Raw genomic sequence first — 16182 nt, forward strand, 5'->3', positions numbered from 1 at the left:
CGGTCCCGCCACGACTCTCGCACATCACCAAGGGTTGGAGGTTGACGGTCTTACCCATTGGAGAGGAACTAAGTTGCGCCCCAAACTGTCCCGCCGCCGGGCTTTCACCGCCCTCGGCCTGGCGGGTGTCCTGGCCACCGGCACCGCGATCACCGTCGCGGTCAAAGGCCCATCGCAGCCGGCCACGGCCGCCACCACGACCGCCATCACGGCTACGCGCGCCATCAGTTGTGACACCAAGGCCGGCGGCAAGCACTTCTACGACGGCCCGTCGGCGTCGGCGAAGTACGACGCCCGGTTCAGCATGAGCGCGGCGCTGCCGCGGCTGGCGTCGTACACCCCGCAGGGCATCGGCACCTGGTGGAACTGGGACGGCAGCAAGAACCTGCTGCTGGTCACCATGTACCGCAAGGGCTCGAACTCGGTCATCGTCGGCATCGACCCGGCCACCAACAAGGTCGTCGGCGACGTCGCGATCGCGGCGACCCACGGCGGCGGCATCACCACGGTCTACGGCTGGGCCTTCGTCCAGGGCAGCACCAACGGCATCCGCAAGTACAGCCTGGCCACGCTGCGCGCCGCGATGAAGAAGGCCGGCACGCCGTACGTGAAGGCGACCGGCTCCGAGCGCAAGGTGTACGGCGCGTCGTTCCTGACCAGCTACGGGGACTCCCTGTTCGCCGGGAAGTTCAACGACACTGGCCGCGACAAGATGTACGAGTACAAGATCAGCAGCAACGGCACGCTGACCACGATCAACAAGGCCTGGGAGATCCCGACCAAGACCCAGGGCCTGCTGGTGACCAAGTCGCACTTCATCTACAGCACGTCGTACGGGCGGGACAAGCTGAGCAACCTGTACGTCGTCCGCCGCGGGCAGCCGGACCTGGACAAGGCGAAGCTGAGCTGCTTCCGGGCGCCGAGCATGTCCGAGGGGCTGACCGAGTACGGCGGCCGCGTGTACGAGGTGTTCGAGTCCGGGTCGTACCTGTACCGGTCCGACCCGAAGACGAAGAACGTGATCACCCACCTGCACAAGGCATCGATCTCGTCACTGACCAGCCTGGCGTGAGCGATCGGGCGCCATCAGATGGTTTGATGGCGCCCGATGCTCATCTCGTTCGGAATCGCCGGGTTGTGGTTCCTCGTCTTCGCGCTCAGCTTCCTGCACGACCGGCGACTGTTCCGCAACGGGATCTTCCTGGTCCTGACGCTGATGTTCGCCGGGATCGGCGTGATCTTCGCGCTCGACTCCGTCAGCGGCACCGCCGCGCGCTGGCTGGTGCTGGCGATCGTGGTCGCCATCCCGGTGGCGATCGTGGTGCTCGCGATCTTCCTCGTGATCAACGGCGTGACGATGCTGCGCCGGGAGGGCCGCCGGCCGGCGAACCTGCTGTCGCTGCTCGCAGGGCTCGGCATCATCGGGCTCGTCATCTTCGGCATCGCGGTCCAGCGGCTCAGCTGGGAACCGCTCGATGCGGTGCGCTCGATCCTGGTCGGGGTGCTCACCTACATCTCGTTCCTGTTCGTCTGTTTCCTCGCCTACGCGTTCGTCTACAGCCGGGTGCGCTCGTCCCGGAAGGTCGACTTCGTCGTCGTCCTCGGCTCCGGGCTGCGCGGCTCGCGCGTCCCGCCGCTGCTGGCGAGCCGGCTCGATCGGGCCCAGCAGGTCTACCTGCGGGCTGTCCGCAAGGGTCGGTCGCCGATGATCATCACGTCCGGCGGCCAAGGCCCCGATGAGGATGTCCCCGAGTCGCACGCGATGGCGTCGTACCTGATCGAGCGTGGTGTGCCGGAGGACCGGATCCTGCGTGAGGACCGGTCGACCAGTACAACGGAGAACCTGACCTTCAACCGGGACCTGATGGTCAGCCGGGTGCCGGCGTACCGCTGCCTGATCGTGACGAACAACTTCCACGCCTTCCGGGCCGCACTGACCGCCCGCAAGGTCAAGGTCAACGGCCAGGTCGTCGGCTCCCCGACCGCGGCGTACTACTGGCCGACGGCAACGATCCGCGAGTTCGTCGCGATCCTCTACTCACACAAGTACGTCAACGGCGGCATCTGCCTGCTGATCACAGCCGGCGCGATCCTGCAGCACGTCTAGGACCACAGTTCGAACGGCTCGTCGATCTGGTCCCCGGCCAGGAACGACGTCAGCAATCCGGGCAGGTTGCGCGGATAGAACACGTCCTGACTCGCCACCACGTCGGCGATCGGCCACCAGCGGAAGCCGAAGTAGTCCTCTTTCTCGTAGTCGAACCGCTCGGTCTCGTCGACATCCGGTCCCGGCCCGTCGAGCCTCACCTCGCATACCACCTCGTGCTGGAGGTGCCGTACGGCGCGATGCCGGAACGACGCCGTACGCCGCCAGGTCGGCGTACTCACCTGCTCCGGGGTCACCTTGATCCCGGTCTCCTCGCGCAGCTCGCGGAGCGCGGCGTCCAGCGAGGTCTCGCCCTCGTCGATGCCGCCGCCCGGTAGCTCCCACCACTCGCCCAGCTCGGGCGCGGTCACCTCACGTGTGTGGAAGAGCAGGATCCGGTCCTTGCTGTCACGGACGACGACGCGGACCGCGTCCCTCTCGAGGATCGGCAGATCCTTCGGCAGCTCGGTGATAGGGCACCTCCGTTGTCAGCGCAGCATCAGGACTGCGGCAATGATTCCAGCCAGGACGATCAGTACGCGGAGGAGGCCGCCGGGGAGGCGGCGGCCGATGTGGGATCCGACGTACCCACCGACGACAGAGCCTGCGGCCAGGAGGGCGGCGGCGGTCAGGTCGAGGTCGGCGACGAAGACGAAGATCACGCTCGCGACGAGGTTCGCGGCCAGCAACGCCAGGGTCTTGAGGGCGTTGACGATCCGCAGTTCCAGGTCGAGGCCCAGGCCGAGCACGGCCATCATCATCACGCCGGCGCCGGCGCCGAAGTAGCCGCCGTACACACCCGTGAGTGCGGTGAAGAAGGTCGTCGCCGATGACATCGTCGTCTGCGTCCCGTGCGGGTGTTCTCGCCGCGAGCGGAGCCAGGTCGAGATCCACGGCTGTACGCCGACGATCAAGCAAGTGAAGAGGATCAGCCACGGCGCGGCCGCGGCGAACACGTCCGCCGGCAAAGCCAGGAGCAACGCGGCACCACCGATCGCCCCGATCGCGCAGGTCAGGACGACGGCGATCGTCTGTGGTCGCGGCACCTCACGGAGCTCGCGGCGATAGCCGAACGATCCGCTCAGCGCGCCCGGCAGCAGGCCGACCGTGTTCGACGCGTTGGCGACGACGGGCGGGATCCCGAGCGCGATCAGGACCGGGAAGCTGATCAGCGAAGCGACGCCGACCGTCGAGGTCAGCATCCCCGCGCCGAGTCCCGCGGCCACCACCGCCAGGTGCTCCGGGCCGGTCACGCGCTCGCCGTCATCTCGTCCATCACTCGCCAGCCAACCACGATCCTGGCGAACAAACCGGCAGAATCTCACGTCGAGCGGCGTCCGAGACGAGCATCACGTGGCCGGACGGTGCCCGGACCAGCCGACGAGGCAATCGATCGCCGGGTGATCCCATCGCAGAGCAGACTACGGTGGGTGAACCGCCTGCTACGGATCGAGCTGCTCGGCCCGCTCGTCAGGACTCAGCGGCGAACCGCTCGATCCGGGTGACGAGCTGCGCGAGCGGTGTGGTTCCGTCCAGCTCCAGGTCAGCGGTTGCCCGCAGCAACGGTTCTACCGACTCCTTGAACTCGAGGCTGCGGGCGAGTTCCTCCGGATCCTTTCCGTACCTGTTGGTGGTCCGATGGGTGAGCCGTTCGGCCATCACCTCGGCGGGGACGCTCAGCAGTACGACGCCGGTGAAGCGGTCGCGGAACACGCCCAGGTTCGGCGCGCACCCACTGACGATGAGAACTCCGTCACCGTCGTCCGCCAGCAGCTCCCGGACCGGGTCCTCCCGCCACTGCCAGTCCTTCCCCGGCTGCGATGGCGTGGGGCCGGAACCGTCCGCGCTGTCGACCCACTCTGACCACTCCGGCGAGTCGAGATCCACGGCGCGGTGACCCAGTTCGGCCAGGCGCGCCACCACCGTGGACTTCCCGACGCCGGACACTCCGGTCACCAAGATCCGTTTCATCGCGCCAGGCTAGTGCCCAGGCGAGCCAGTGGAGACAGGCTCAGGAACAACGGCGACAGGAACATTCCTGCGGTGGCCAGGAGAAGTGCGATCCGGATGCCGAACGCACCAGCCACAACTCCGCCCAAGAGTGCGCCGAGCGGGGTCAGCCCCATGCCGAGGAAGTTGATCGTGGCGACGACCCGGCCCTGAACCTGCAGCGGGGTGATGGCCTGGCGGATCGCCGTCACCGCGACATCGACGGTTTGGCTGAAGGCGCCGTACAGGATGTTGATCGCGATCAGCGCGGCGACGGTCGCCGGGCCGGAACCGTGCAGGCCGGAGGTGGACAGCATGACGACATCGGAGATGAGGGCGGCGAACACCACCACCCGGCCGTAGCCGAACCACCTGGGCATCCAGCTGGAAAGCACTGATCCGATCAGGACGCCCGGACCGAACGCGGCGAGGACCAGACCGAGGACGGCACTCGGCAGGTCCAGGGCGCGAGCCAGGAAGAGCAGGTAGACGGTGGTCAGCGCGGTGAAGGAGAACTGGTAGATGCAGGTCGCAATCGCCACTGCCCGCAGTGAACCGTCACGGATGACGATCCGCAGCCCTTCCCTGATCTGCCGGCCGAGACCGGTCGTCGCGCTCGGGGGTGTGCTCGTCAGCCGGCGGATGCGTCCGATCGACAGGCTGGAGACCGCGAAGAAGGCCGCGCTCGCAAGGACGGCGATCGGGGCGGTGAGCAACGAGACCAGCCCGCCGCCCAGCGCCGGTCCGCAGATCTGCGCGGCCGATCGGGTGGTCTCCACCATGCTGTTGCCCTGAGCAAGTTGATCGCGGTCGACGAGCCGCGGGAGCGACGCCTGGTACGCCACGTCGAAGCACACCGTGAACACTCCGGCCGTGAAGGCCACGACGTACAGGAACGGCATCCCGAGCATCCACCCGATCGGGACCGCCGCGAGTACGAGCGCGCGGCCGAGGTCGGCGTACACCATCATGGCGCGGGATCGCCAGCGGTCGACCAGAACGCCGACGAACAGTGAGCACAGCAGGATCGGCACCTGTTGCACGGCCCGGAGCGCGCCGAGGTGCGCGGCGCTCGCGCCGAGCGAGGTCACCGCCACCAGCGGCAGCGTCACCTGACTGGCGTAGGCACCGAACTGTGAGGCGGTCTGGCCGAGCCAGAGCCGGAGGAAGTCACGATCGGCCCACAGCGTGGGCGCACGAAAAGACAGCGGCACGAGAAGGAGTCCCTTGAGACACCCGGGTACGGCGATACCCGGGCAGGCGAAAGCTCGCTGTGCCGCTCAGTGGAAGCAGCACGCGATGACGGCTGAGGTCAACGCGTGCGAGATCTGCCGACCATGTCCCAACTCCTCGGGGTCGGACGTGAGCTTACCCCGGCCCGCCGCGGACGTCAGCGGACTTTTACGGCGGCCGCCGCGCTCTTGCTGAGGTTGCGGCCGTCGCCGACCTCGACGTGGTAGCTGACGGTCTGGCCACTCCGGACAGCGGTATCGGTGAAGGTCTGGACGGATGGCGTGGTCCAGGAGTAAGAGTTGCGCGACCAGCTGGCGACCTTCGTGGTGCCGCGGTACAGCACGTAGCTCAACGCGATGTTGTCCGTGTCGACGACCGTCGTGAAGCTGACCGTCGTCTGGTTGGCCCGCGTACTGGAGACATTCGGCGCCGCGGGCACGGCCGGCTTGGCTCCGCCGGGTGCGTTGTCGAACCGCGTAAGGCCCTGCTGTGGCTTGCCGTTCACGGTGGTGAAGTCACCACCGACCCACAGGTCGTTGCCGCCGGACGCGAACGCCAGCGGTCCGACCAGGGTCTCGCCGCCCGCGTCGGTGTTCGGGTACCAGGGGCCGAGCTTGCCGTTGATCGCGCTCTCCACCAGCAGGTGGTGCATGCCGGTCTTGTCCGGGAAGCCGCCATCCTTGCTGCAGTCGTGCGCGTGCGAGCCCTTGTAGAGCCAGTTGCCGATCACCTTGATCGCCTCGGTCGCACCCAGGCACTGGCTCTGCCAGAGCAACTTGCCGGTCGTCTCGTCAGCGGCCAGGACGCCGTCGTAGCAGCCGATCCCGCTGCCGGCGTTGGCGACGAACACCCGGCCGTCGGCCGTGTCGATGTCCCTCACCCGGCTCATGCAGTCCGGCGACGGTTCGGGAATGGCGTCCGCAGTCGGCAGGTCGAGGACCGCACCGGTCGTCGGGTTCACCATCGCCAGGGCCCAGTGGTCCTCGCCGTTCAGCTCACTGAAGCCACCGCCGACGAAGACGCGGGAGCCGTCGTCGGACGGCTTGAGCGCGTACACGTCGTTGTCCGCGTCCGGATCCCACGGCAGCAGCGCACCGGTGCTCAGCGCGACCGCTGCCACCCGGTTGCGCACTGCCTTGTCGACCCGCTGGAACGAGCCGCCCAGGTAGACGGAGGTGCCGTGGATCGCCAGCGCCGCGACCCGGTAGCTCACCGCCGGATCCCACCCGGCCACAAGCTTGCCGGTGGCAACGCTGAACATCGCGATGTGCTGCCTGGCCACGCCGTCGACGGTGGTGAAGTCTCCACCGACCACTACCCACTTGCCGTCCGCGGAGGCGGCGATACTCCAGACCGCTCCGTTGAGCTTCGGGGCGAAGGCGGTCGGCGTACCTGTGGTCCGATCGAAGGCGGCCAGGTAGGGGCGGGCCGCTTCCCCCTGCCCCTCCACCTTGCCGGGCTGCCGGATGCGGGTGAACAGTCCGCCGGCGTACACCGTGTCACCCGCGACGGCGAGCGCGTTCACGCTGTCGTTGGTCTGCCACGTCACCTTCCCGACCGCGGACACGGCCGACCCGAACCCCGACATCGCCGCCGCAACCGGCGGACCCGACGGAACCAGTGCCGCGGCGACCACAGCCGCGCCCGCGACAACTGCCAGAACTGCCTTCTTCATCGACGCCCTCAGCCCCCTGAACCGGCGGGCCACCTCGGCCCCGTGACTTTCTGCCACGACACGATAACTGTCAGCTCAGGCCATCCCGACAGCGCCTCGGCCTGACGGCGGGTTGCGTTCCGATAGTTAGTTGGCTAAGTTTTGTGATTAGCCGACTAACTATTGCAGGAGGAGCGGGTCATGGAACTGGGGCTGAACGACGCGGCGGTGTTGGTGACCGGTGGGTCTTCGGGGATCGGGCGGGCGACCGCGGTGGCGTACGGGCGGGAGGGTGCCCGGGTTGCGATCACCTACAACTCGCGGAAGGACGCTGCGGAAGGGGTTGCGGAGGAGATCGAGGCGGCCGGAGGTACGGCGTACGTCGTACCGATGGATCTGAACGAGCCGGAGACGATCGCGGCCGCGGTCGAGGCGACGGTCGGTCAGTGGGGTGGGCTCGATGCGGTCGTGGGGAACGCGGTCGACTGGGGTAACGCGGGGTTTCATGATCGGCCGACGAAGATCGAGGACGCCAGGCCCGAGTGGTGGATCCCGGTCATGCGGGCGAATCTCGAGGGAAACTTCCACCTGGTTCAGCAGGTCGCACCGGCGCTGCGACGGTCGGCGCACGGGCGACTCGTGCTGATCTCGACGGACCTGGCCGAGCGCGGCATGGCCGGCGCGTGGCCGTACAGCGCGGCGAAGGCCGGTCTGCACGGGCTGGTCGCCAGCCTGCAGCACGATCTCGGGCAGGACGGCGTTCTGGTCAATGTCGTGATGCCCGGCATCACCTTGGAGAACGGCGAGCACCGGGTCCTGCCGAAGCCCGCGGTGGATCAGATCGCCACCAGGTTCAGCGCCCGGCGACTGCCCGAGACCGCCGACCTGGCCGACGCGATCGTGTTCCTCACCTCGCCGCGGACCAGGGCGATCCAGGGCGAGATCCTGCGCGTCACCGGCGGTTCGCTGCTGCCGGAGTAGCGCGGCGCGGCGCGCGCTGGGGGCCGAGCGGCGGTCACGCTTGTACCGTGGCCTCAGGGACACCTGGAAAAGGAGCGTCGCGATGGCCCGGGCACTGATCGTGGTGGATGTGCAGAACGACTTCTGCGAGGGCGGGAGCCTGGCCGTGAGCGGTGGAGCCGATGTCGCCTTCCGGATCGGCGAACTGCTGCACAAGTGGCACGAGGCCGACCCCGGCGACCGGCAGTACGCATACGTCGTGGCCACCCGGGACCACCACATCGACCCGGGCGACCACTTCTCCGACGCCCCCGACTTCGTCCACTCCTGGCCCCGGCACTGTGTGGCCGGCACCGACGGCGTCAGCTTCCACCCGAACCTCGACCCCCAGCCGTTCGACGCGATCTTCGACAAGGGCGAGTACGCCGCCGCATACTCGGGCTTCGAGGGCAAGTCCCACGAAGGCGGCCACGCGCTCGCCGACTGGTTGCGGACGAAGGGCGTCACGGATGTCGACGTGTGCGGGATCGCCACCGACTACTGCGTCCGGGCGACCGCCCTCGACGCCCGCAACGAGGGCTTCGGTACGACGGTCCTCACCGCGCTGACCGCAGGGGTCGCGCCGGGCAGCACGGAGCAGGCCTTGACCGACCTCCGCGCCGCCGGCGTCACCCTCACCTGACTGGGGCGCCCGGGCCGAGCGGGATGCCGATCGCCCACCAGGCCAGGAACAACAGCGTCCAGGCAACCGTCATCGCGATCGCCAACGGCACCGTGTACGACGCCAGCGTGCCGACGCCGGCGTCCTTGCGGTACCGCTGCAGGAACCCGAGCGCCATCACGAAGTACGGGCTCATCGGCGTGATCGCGGTCGACCCCGAGTCGGCGATCCGGAACAGCGCCTGCGTGGTCTCGGCCGGCACGCTCAGCAACAGCATCATCGGCACCAGGATCGGCGCGGTCAGCGACCACATCGCCGAACCGCTCGTCACCAGCACGTTGATCACCGTCAGCAGCACCAGGATGCCGAGGAAGATCACCACCTTCGGTGCGCCGAGATCCCCCAGCACCCGCGCCGACTCCGCCGACAGCAGATCGCCGATGTTGCTCCAGTCGAAGTACGCCAGGAACTGCGCGATCGCGAAGAACAGCACCAAGACAGGCGCCATCTGTTTGATGCCCTCGGCCATCAGTTTCGGTACGTCGGCCGCACGCTCGATCGCTTTCACCGTCACGCCGTAGGTGATGCCGACGATGCCGAAGAGGACCGCGACGACCATCGCGATGCCGTCCAGGAACGGCGACTCGACGATGCTTCCGTTCTCACCTCGGAGCGGCGAGTTGTGCGGTGCCAGTACGGCGACGATCGCGAGGGCCACGAGCAGGAAGACGATCCCGGCCCGGCGCAGACCGGTGCGCTCGGCAACGGATACTTTGAGCTGGTCCGGATCGTCACCAGGCGCGTCCGGGTCGGCCTCGAGGTCGGTCCGCTTGTTCAGCACCAGCCGGGTGACCAACGTGATCACCAAGGCCAGCAGCACGGACGACGCGATGTTGAAGAACCAGTTGGACAGCGGCGAGATGTAGGCCTCCGGGTCCACCGTCTTGGCCGCCGCCGTGGTGATGCCGGCGAAGATCGCGTCGTTCGGGGTCGGGATCGGGCTGGCGTCGTACCCGGAGGCGATCGCGGTGTACGCGACCACGATGCCGAGGATCGGCGATCGGCCGACCGCCCGGAACGCGAGCCCGCCGAGCGGCACCAGGATGATGTACGCCGCGGCCGACGCCACATGCGCCATCGTGCCGGCGAACGCCACCGCGAACACCACCATCGACTGCGGCACCCGGGAGACGCTGACCCGCATCAGGGCCTGCAGGAATCCGGTTCGCTCGGCCAGCGCGACGCCCATGATCACGACCACGATGGTCGCCATCGGCGGGAACTCGGCGAAGTTCGAGATCGCCGTCGACACCGCCATCTGCAGGCCGTCGCCGGACAGCAGGTTCTGCACCGCGACGGTCTTGCCGTCCTTCGGCGACACCACCGAGATGTCGAACCCGGCCAGGACCGCGCTCACCACCGCGAGGAGTCCGGACAGGATCCAGAACAACCAGAACGGATGCGGCAGCGCGTTGCCGGCCCGCTCGATCACCGCCATCGCCCGGACCAGGCGTGGCAACTGCTCCCTCGTGCCGGTCGTCGTACTCATGTCAATGCCTCAGCTTGTGCGACTCGAAGAAGGCGCCGATCAGCTCGTGCGCCTCGAACGTCTGGGTCACATAGCCCGGCCCCGACGAGGCGTCCGATCCCGGCCAGCTGTGCCCGCCGTCCGTGACGGCGACCTGGACGACATCAGCCGTGCATCCCTTGTAGGTGAACTTCAGTACGTCGTCGCCCTGCTGGGACACCCGCGGTTCCTGGTCGCAGTGGTCGCGGACAGCCCAGTCGCGGACCCAGGTCTCGACACTGGGCAGGTCGCGCTGCCCGTCACCGCCGTACGGGATCGTGGTGTCGCCGGTGCCGTGGATGTCGAGCACCGGGACCGGGCGGCTGGGCGCGCACCGCTTGCCCTCGATGTAGAAGGCGCCGGAGACCGGGGCGATCGCGGCGATCCGGTCGGCCAGCTGGCAGGCCAGGATGCCGGTGAAGCCGGCACCGTTCGACTTGCCGGTCGCGTAGACGGCGTCGGTGTCGACGCAGAGCTCGCCTTCCAGCTTGTCCAGCAGATCAGCGGTGAACTTGACGTCGTCGACACCCTTGGCCGAGTACGGCGCTCCCTGCCAGGCCTGCTTGTCCTCGTCACCGATCACCCCGTTGGGGTAGGCAACGATCGCGTCGAGCTGCGACAGGTCGGAGAACGCCTCCGTCTGCGCACCGGTCTTGCCACGGCCGTGGTACACGACGATCAACGGTGATGCCTTGGTGGAGTTGTACTTCTCCGGGACGTGCAGGCGGTAGGTCCGGGTGAGTCCACCGCTGACGACCTCGTAGTCGCCGGTGGAGACTGCTTGCTTGCCGCAACCGGTACTCCGGGAATCTGGGGCGGCGGTTGCCGATGGCAACCCGATCGTCAGCAGGCCGGCGGTGATCAGGAGCGCGCCGAGCGCTTTGGGGCGTGCGAGGTTCATCAGGGGTGCCTCCTCGGGCAGGCGAGCGGGCAGGCTCGCGCCTGGACCACCTGAGCCGGGGTCCAGTGAGCGGGGGTCTTGGGGTCAGGCCGAGAGCAGTTCGTCGGCGAAGGCGGCTATGCGGTCGGCGGCCGCCTCGACCAGGAGACGGCCGTCCTCGGCAGTGGCGCGGCGGGGATCTCCCAGCACGCCACGCTTGTGGTACACGTCGAACCCGACGGACAGGCGCGGTCCGCGCGCCTGCCGGGACAGCCGGGCCGGGGTGGTCAACTCGTCGAGCGTGGTGGCACCCGGCTCCAGGCGGTCGACCTGGACGAGGTCGGGTGCGAGGTACAGCATCTGGGCGGTCTCGGCCTCACCGGCGTGACCGTGGACCTCGCTGACATCGACGATCAGATCGGACACCACGGAGGTGATCGGTGTCCACGTGAAGGTGAGGTCCTGGCGGACGTACTCCTGCGCCAGCACAGACAGCGCGGCGTTGTTCCCGCCGTGCCCGGTGATCACGAGAAACTGCCGCCAGCCGTGGTCCTGCAGACTGGCGATCACATCGCGCAGTACCTGCATGAAGGTTGCCGGGGACAACGACATGGTCCCGGCGAAGGCCATGTGGTGCGGCGAGATGCCGTACGGGACAACCGGAGCGATCACGGCGCGGCCGGCCAGCCGCTCGGCCACGCGGTCGGCGACACCGACAGCGCGCACAGTGTCCGTGGCCATCGCCATCCCGCCGCCATGCTGCTCCTGCGCCCCGACCGGGATGATCACCAGCGGCGACCGCCGTACCGCAGCTGCGGCCTCGTCGGTCGTCATCTCCGCGAGTCTCCGGAGACTTTCCGCCGCCTGGTGGCGCTTTTCTTCCGGAGAACGGCCGTTCATGACAGCTCCGAGGCCGACTCGACGGCCACGCGGATGTTGTCGAGATGCTCGCGGGTGAGTCGCTCGGCCGCTTCCACATCCTGTGCCCGGACGGCCTCCAGGATCGCCTGATGCTCTTCGTGGTCGCGCTCGCGGTTGTCGTAGAGCGCACGGATCTGCTGCTGCTCGCGGACCCGCACCTTCAGCAGGGAGGCCAGCACCTCCTGCAGCAACGGATTGCCGGAGGCGGCGGCGAGCTCCACGTGGAAGTTCAGCGCGAACGCCGGACCGCCCGGTGGGATGAGCGCATTGGTGACCGCGGCCTCGAGGCGTTCCAGGTTCTCCGGCTGCCGGGCGGCCGCGGACTGCGCGGCGACGGCCGGCTCGATCACCAGGCGGGCGCTGATCAACTGCAGCACCGACTCCTTGGTGATCGGCGGGCGGTGCGGATTCGCCAGTACGACGTTGTTGATCGTCGGACCGACGTACGTGCCGGAACCGTGCCGGAACTCGACCGCACCGGTCGCCTCGAGCTTCCGCAGCGCCTCGCGGACCGTCGGCGTGGTGATCGCGAACCGCTTGGCCAGCTCGCGAGCCGACGGGATCGCGTCGCCCGGGCCCAGCCCGCCGTCGCGGATGATGCCGAGAATCGACTCGGTCAACCGATCGGACAGGCTGGGTAGCGCCTCGGACGCTAAGTAAGTCACAAACTGACTAAATCACTTAGCCTTTACCTCGGTCAAGACCCCGGCGGCGTCGCTCTACGGGTCCTGCAACCGTGTTCCCCGAAACCGGACGTCAGGCGGTGACCACGATCGGGGCGCCGTTCGAGGTCAGGGACCAGTCGGCGGTGTGGAAGGTGGCCGGGTCGACGGTGCCGGTCGACGTCACGTAGTCGATCATCAACTGGCGGATCTCGACCTGGCGGTTGTAGACGACCGGCGCGGTCGAGACGTGCGGGAAGTTGCCGCCGCCGGACTGCCGGTAGTTGTTGACCGCGACAACGAACTCCTGGTCGGCGGCCACCGCGGTGCCGTCGTAGGCGAGGTCGGTGATCCGGGAGCCGACCGGCTTCGCGATGTCGATCTTGTACGTGAGCGGCTTCGTCAGGCCGCCCATCACGTCGTAGTTGTAGTCCGGAGTCCCGCCCGGCGCGGTCGGCGTCGGCGCGTTGGTGACCTGGTCGGACGGGAACGGACCGCTGCCGGTCACCTGCTTGAAGTACTGCGCGGAGAACTCGAGGTAGGCCTGGACCTGGGCACCGGTCATCGTCACCGCGAGCAGCGTGTTGTCGAAGATGTAGAGGCCGGCCACGTCCCGCACCGAGACGTCACCGGCCGGGATGGCGGCCTCCCGGTTGAACGGTGCCGCGATCGCCAGCACCGGCAGGCCGGCCTGCGGCGTACCGACGAGCGCCTTCGACACCGCGTCGGCCTGGATGAAGTTCACGAAGTCCAGGGCTGCGGTGTCCTCCCACGGCGCGGTCGCGGCCGACATCGCCTCCTTGCAGGTCCCGATCTTCGAGTTCACGTACTCGATGACCTTGTCGTGGTCCTTCTGCAGTACGGCGACCACCGTCGGGTCGGCGTCCACGGTGTTCGCGTTCAGCACCTGGCTGTGCCGGCCGACGACCGTCCAGCGGCCGCGCACCTTCTGCAGGTCCAGGTCGAACAGCGACAGCCGCATGCCCCACTTCAGCGGCTCGCTCAGCACGACCTGCTCGCCGGTCGTCTTGTTGGTCACCATCCGCTCGGGGATCTCCAGATGCGCGTGGCCGACCAGTACGGCGTCGATGCCCGGAACCGTCTCCGCCATCAGGGCCGACGCGTTCTCCGGCACCGGCAGGGCGTCGCCGTACGACGAGGACAGGTCCATGCCGGAGTGCGCGGACACGATCACCACGTCGGCGCCGGCCTTGCGGACGCGCGGCACCCAGACCTTCGCCAGCTCGACGATGCCGCCGAACTTGACCTTGTTCTCGACGTTCGCCTTGTCCCAGATCGCGATGCCGGGGTTGGTCAGGCCGAGGATGCCGACCGTGATCGGCTTCTCGCCCGGCACCTGCACCCGCTTCAGCACGTACGGCGGGAACACCGGCAGGCCCGTGGTCCAGTCCTGGGCGTTCGCCCCGAGCAGCGGGAACCGCAGCTGCCGCTGGAACTTGCGCAGGATGTCGAGGCCGTAGTTGAACTCGTGGTTGCCCAGCGCGGCGGCGTCGTACCCGATCTTGTTCATCGCGGCGGCCATCGGGTGGGTGTGCCCACCGGTGATGGGCTCGATCTTGGCGAAGTAGTAGGCCAGCGGGGTGCCCTGGATGGTGTCGCCGGCGTCCAGCAGCAGCGGCTGCGGTGCCCGGCGCTCCGCGGCGACGCGGTCCCGGACAGCGGTGACGAGGGTGGAGATCTTGGCCAGGCCGATGTCGTTGTGCGCGGCGTCGTCGTACTCGGCGTTCTTGAAGTAGTCCCAGTTGAAGACGTTGCCGTGCAGGTCGGTGGTGCCCATCACGGTCAGCCGGACCGTCGTGGAACCGTGCCCGGCATCGTGACCCGCGTACGCCGGTACCGCCTGGAACCCGGCCGCCGCCAGCGCCGCCGCGCCTCCGATCACCGTTCGCCTCGTCATCGTCGTCCGCTCGCCGCTGTCCGTCATCGTCCGCCTCACGCGTAGGTTGTGCCGGCAGTCTCGCCGCCGCCGGGGTCTCCGGCCCGGGGCACACGATACGGCGACACGCCGCGACCCGATTTCGGGCTGACCTGGCGGCACGAGAAGATGCCGGACATGACCAAGCCGCCCGGCAAGCTCCTGCCGTTGGTCGCCGCCCTCCTCTGCGGTGCCGTCCTCGCCCAAGCCGCCAAACCGTCCGACCAATCGGTCACCAGTGCCGCGCCTGCCGTCCAGACGGCCGCGCACGCACCGCTGAACGTCCCGGTCAAGGCGCGGCCGACGCATCCGCCGAGCCAGCCCGGGCCGAAGAAGCACCAGTCGCGGCAGCAGCAGCGGACCACGGTGCCGGCCGACGACTGGAACCTGACCGGTCACGGCAAGGTGCTCTACCTGACCTTCGACGACGGCCCGCAGCCCGAGTGGACGCCGAAGGTCCTGCAGGTACTGCGCAAGCACAAGGCGAAGGCGACCTTCTTCGTGCTCGGCATCCAGGTCGCGCAGTTTCCGGAGCTGGTCACGCTCGAACGCGCGGCCGGCCACCACGTCGGCAACCACACCTGGGACCACAAGACCCTGACCCTGCTGCCGGACGCGAAGATGCGGCAGGAGATCACGTCCGGGGTGAAGTCGAAGTGCCTCCGCCCGCCGACCGGCGCCACGAACGCCAAGATCGAGGCGACCGCGGCGGCGGTGCACCAGCGCCAGGTGCTGTGGGACGTGGACACCAAGGACTGGACCAAGCCGGGCGTCGCGAGGATCGAGCATGCGCTGCTGGCCGGTGCGCGGCCGGGCGCGATCATCCTGATGCACGACGGCGGCGGCAACCGCTCCGAAACCGTCACCGCCCTGGACCAGGCCCTCACCAAGCTGACCCGCGCGGGCTACACCTACCGCTCATTGCCCTGCTAGTTGGAGCGGCTGACTCTGGTGGTGCCGCCGGAGAAGTGCTGGAGGGCCTGGTCGATGACGTGCACCGGCTGGTCCAGAGCCTTGACCAGGAACAGACCGGTCGGCCGGAGCAGCGGGTTCGGCTTGACCACGGTCCGCACCGACGGCTGGTCCAGCCCGCGGACGCCGGCCGTCGTGGCACCCACGCCCGGCGCCAGGTCGAGCTCGAGCGTGTACTGCCCGAACAACTTCTCCTGCCGGAAGCCGCGTACCGTCGCCCACGGCAGCACCACCGGGTACGCCGCTCCTTCGCAGGCCAGCTCGAGCGCGCGAGGAGTCATCCGCATCGCGATCGGCTGCACGTCGTTGGCGGCGTACCAGCGTTGCCGTTCGGCGATCAGCCGGAGCGCGAGGACGGTGCTCAGCACCAGCGGGATCATGGCCACGATCAACAGCAGCGCGAACGGCCACAGACCCGAGCCACGGAACGCGATCAGCGCGACCAGCGCGACCAGGATGCCGAGGGCACCGATCGCCAGCGTCACCCAGGCACCCCGGCGCTGGACCTTCCGGACCCGCTCACGCCGTCCCCGCACCGCCTCCCGATCGATGCCGACGACGAACGCCTGCGCATCCTCCCCGTGCTGGCTCATGCCCCAAC

General features: G+C 68.5%; 16 protein-coding genes. 5 read left to right on the forward strand and 11 right to left on the reverse strand.

Translation table 11 applies throughout. From position 1 onward, the window contains the following. Positions 1 to 73 precede the first annotated feature (73 nt). Both OG817_RS28030 and OG817_RS28035 read left to right on the forward strand, forming a co-directional pair. Positions 74 to 1072, forward strand: a complete 999-nt coding sequence (locus OG817_RS28030) for a hypothetical protein (protein WP_406047583.1) — start codon at positions 74 to 76, stop codon at positions 1070 to 1072. 36 nt (positions 1073 to 1108) lie between these two features. Then, positions 1109 to 2107 (forward strand): YdcF family protein, encoded by a 999-nt coding sequence (locus OG817_RS28035; RefSeq protein WP_406047584.1) that lies wholly within the window; start codon positions 1109 to 1111, stop codon positions 2105 to 2107. Here OG817_RS28035 and OG817_RS28040 read toward each other — a convergent pair. The 5 genes from OG817_RS28040 to OG817_RS28060 all read right to left on the reverse strand — a co-directional run bounded on the left by OG817_RS28040 (position 2104) and on the right by OG817_RS28060 (position 7043). After that, positions 2104 to 2619, reverse strand: a complete 516-nt coding sequence (locus tag OG817_RS28040) for an NUDIX hydrolase (RefSeq protein WP_396395673.1) — start codon at positions 2617 to 2619, stop codon at positions 2104 to 2106. The genes OG817_RS28035 and OG817_RS28040 overlap by 4 nt on opposite strands. A 15-nt stretch (positions 2620 to 2634) precedes the next feature. Continuing rightward, positions 2635 to 3399: a sulfite exporter TauE/SafE family protein gene (locus OG817_RS28045; protein ID WP_406047585.1), complete on the reverse strand. Its 765-nt coding sequence runs from the start codon at positions 3397 to 3399 to the stop codon at positions 2635 to 2637. Between the two features lie 217 nt (positions 3400 to 3616). Further along, positions 3617 to 4117 (reverse strand): AAA family ATPase, encoded by a 501-nt coding sequence (locus OG817_RS28050; protein WP_406047586.1) that lies wholly within the window; start codon positions 4115 to 4117, stop codon positions 3617 to 3619. After that, positions 4114 to 5349 (reverse strand): MFS transporter, encoded by a 1236-nt coding sequence (locus tag OG817_RS28055; RefSeq protein WP_406047587.1) that lies wholly within the window; start codon positions 5347 to 5349, stop codon positions 4114 to 4116. Before OG817_RS28055 ends, OG817_RS28050 begins: the two co-directional genes overlap by 4 nt. Positions 5350 to 5525: 176 nt before the next feature. Then, positions 5526 to 7043: a fibronectin type III domain-containing protein gene (locus tag OG817_RS28060; protein WP_406047588.1), complete on the reverse strand. Its 1518-nt coding sequence runs from the start codon at positions 7041 to 7043 to the stop codon at positions 5526 to 5528. 180 nt (positions 7044 to 7223) lie between these two features. Between OG817_RS28060 and OG817_RS28065 the strand changes: the two genes are divergently transcribed. Further along, a complete protein-coding gene (locus OG817_RS28065) occupies positions 7224 to 8003 on the forward strand; it encodes an SDR family NAD(P)-dependent oxidoreductase (RefSeq protein ID WP_406047589.1) in 780 nt (259 codons plus the stop codon). 82 nt (positions 8004 to 8085) lie between these two features. Then, positions 8086 to 8664, forward strand: a complete 579-nt coding sequence (locus OG817_RS28070; protein WP_406047590.1) for a nicotinamidase — start codon at positions 8086 to 8088, stop codon at positions 8662 to 8664. Here the strand turns inward: OG817_RS28070 and OG817_RS28075 are convergent. The 5 genes from OG817_RS28075 to OG817_RS28095 all read right to left on the reverse strand — a co-directional run bounded on the left by OG817_RS28075 (position 8657) and on the right by OG817_RS28095 (position 14630). Continuing rightward, the gene (locus tag OG817_RS28075) at positions 8657 to 10192 is read right to left on the reverse strand and encodes an AbgT family transporter (RefSeq protein WP_406047591.1); all 1536 of its coding nucleotides are present in this window, start codon (positions 10190 to 10192) and stop codon (positions 8657 to 8659) included. The two genes, OG817_RS28070 and OG817_RS28075, sit on opposite strands and share 8 nt — an antisense overlap. 1 nt (position 10193) lies before the next feature. Continuing rightward, positions 10194 to 11111, reverse strand: coding sequence for an alpha/beta hydrolase family esterase (locus tag OG817_RS28080; protein WP_406047592.1), 918 nt, complete (start codon positions 11109 to 11111; stop codon positions 10194 to 10196). 84 nt (positions 11112 to 11195) lie between these two features. Continuing rightward, positions 11196 to 11924 (reverse strand): creatininase family protein, encoded by a 729-nt coding sequence (locus tag OG817_RS28085; protein WP_406047593.1) that lies wholly within the window; start codon positions 11922 to 11924, stop codon positions 11196 to 11198. 62 nt (positions 11925 to 11986) lie between these two features. Beyond that, a complete protein-coding gene (locus OG817_RS28090; protein WP_406047594.1) occupies positions 11987 to 12676 on the reverse strand; it encodes a FadR/GntR family transcriptional regulator in 690 nt (229 codons plus the stop codon). A gap of 91 nt (positions 12677 to 12767) precedes the next feature. Further along, positions 12768 to 14630, reverse strand: a complete 1863-nt coding sequence (locus tag OG817_RS28095) for a bifunctional metallophosphatase/5'-nucleotidase (RefSeq protein WP_406047595.1) — start codon at positions 14628 to 14630, stop codon at positions 12768 to 12770. 117 nt (positions 14631 to 14747) lie between these two features. Between OG817_RS28095 and OG817_RS28100 the strand changes: the two genes are divergently transcribed. Beyond that, the gene (locus OG817_RS28100; RefSeq protein ID WP_406047596.1) at positions 14748 to 15542 is read left to right on the forward strand and encodes a polysaccharide deacetylase family protein; all 795 of its coding nucleotides are present in this window, start codon (positions 14748 to 14750) and stop codon (positions 15540 to 15542) included. Here OG817_RS28100 and OG817_RS28105 read toward each other — a convergent pair. Next, positions 15539 to 16174, reverse strand: coding sequence for a hypothetical protein (locus OG817_RS28105; RefSeq protein WP_406047597.1), 636 nt, complete (start codon positions 16172 to 16174; stop codon positions 15539 to 15541). The two genes, OG817_RS28100 and OG817_RS28105, sit on opposite strands and share 4 nt — an antisense overlap. Positions 16175 to 16182 lie beyond the last annotated feature (8 nt).

The sequence above is a fragment of the Kribbella sp. NBC_00889 genome (assembly GCF_045207705.1).
In the GTDB taxonomy this organism is placed as follows: domain Bacteria; phylum Actinomycetota; class Actinomycetes; order Propionibacteriales; family Kribbellaceae; genus Kribbella.

Coding starts and splice junctions, on each gene's coding strand:
- OG817_RS28035 (WP_406047584.1), top strand. CDS start 1,109: ATGCTCATCTCGTTCGGAATCGCCGGGTTGTGGTTCCTCGTCTTCGCG.
- OG817_RS28085 (WP_406047593.1), bottom strand. CDS start 11,924: ATGACGACCGACGAGGCCGCAGCTGCGGTACGGCGGTCGCCGCTGGTG.
- OG817_RS28060 (WP_406047588.1), bottom strand. CDS start 7,043: ATGAAGAAGGCAGTTCTGGCAGTTGTCGCGGGCGCGGCTGTGGTCGCC.
- OG817_RS28100 (WP_406047596.1), top strand. CDS start 14,748: ATGACCAAGCCGCCCGGCAAGCTCCTGCCGTTGGTCGCCGCCCTCCTC.
- OG817_RS28080 (WP_406047592.1), bottom strand. CDS start 11,111: ATGAACCTCGCACGCCCCAAAGCGCTCGGCGCGCTCCTGATCACCGCC.
- OG817_RS28070 (WP_406047590.1), top strand. CDS start 8,086: ATGGCCCGGGCACTGATCGTGGTGGATGTGCAGAACGACTTCTGCGAG.
- OG817_RS28050 (WP_406047586.1), bottom strand. CDS start 4,117: ATGAAACGGATCTTGGTGACCGGAGTGTCCGGCGTCGGGAAGTCCACG.
- OG817_RS28065 (WP_406047589.1), top strand. CDS start 7,224: ATGGAACTGGGGCTGAACGACGCGGCGGTGTTGGTGACCGGTGGGTCT.
- OG817_RS28075 (WP_406047591.1), bottom strand. CDS start 10,192: ATGAGTACGACGACCGGCACGAGGGAGCAGTTGCCACGCCTGGTCCGG.
- OG817_RS28105 (WP_406047597.1), bottom strand. CDS start 16,174: ATGAGCCAGCACGGGGAGGATGCGCAGGCGTTCGTCGTCGGCATCGAT.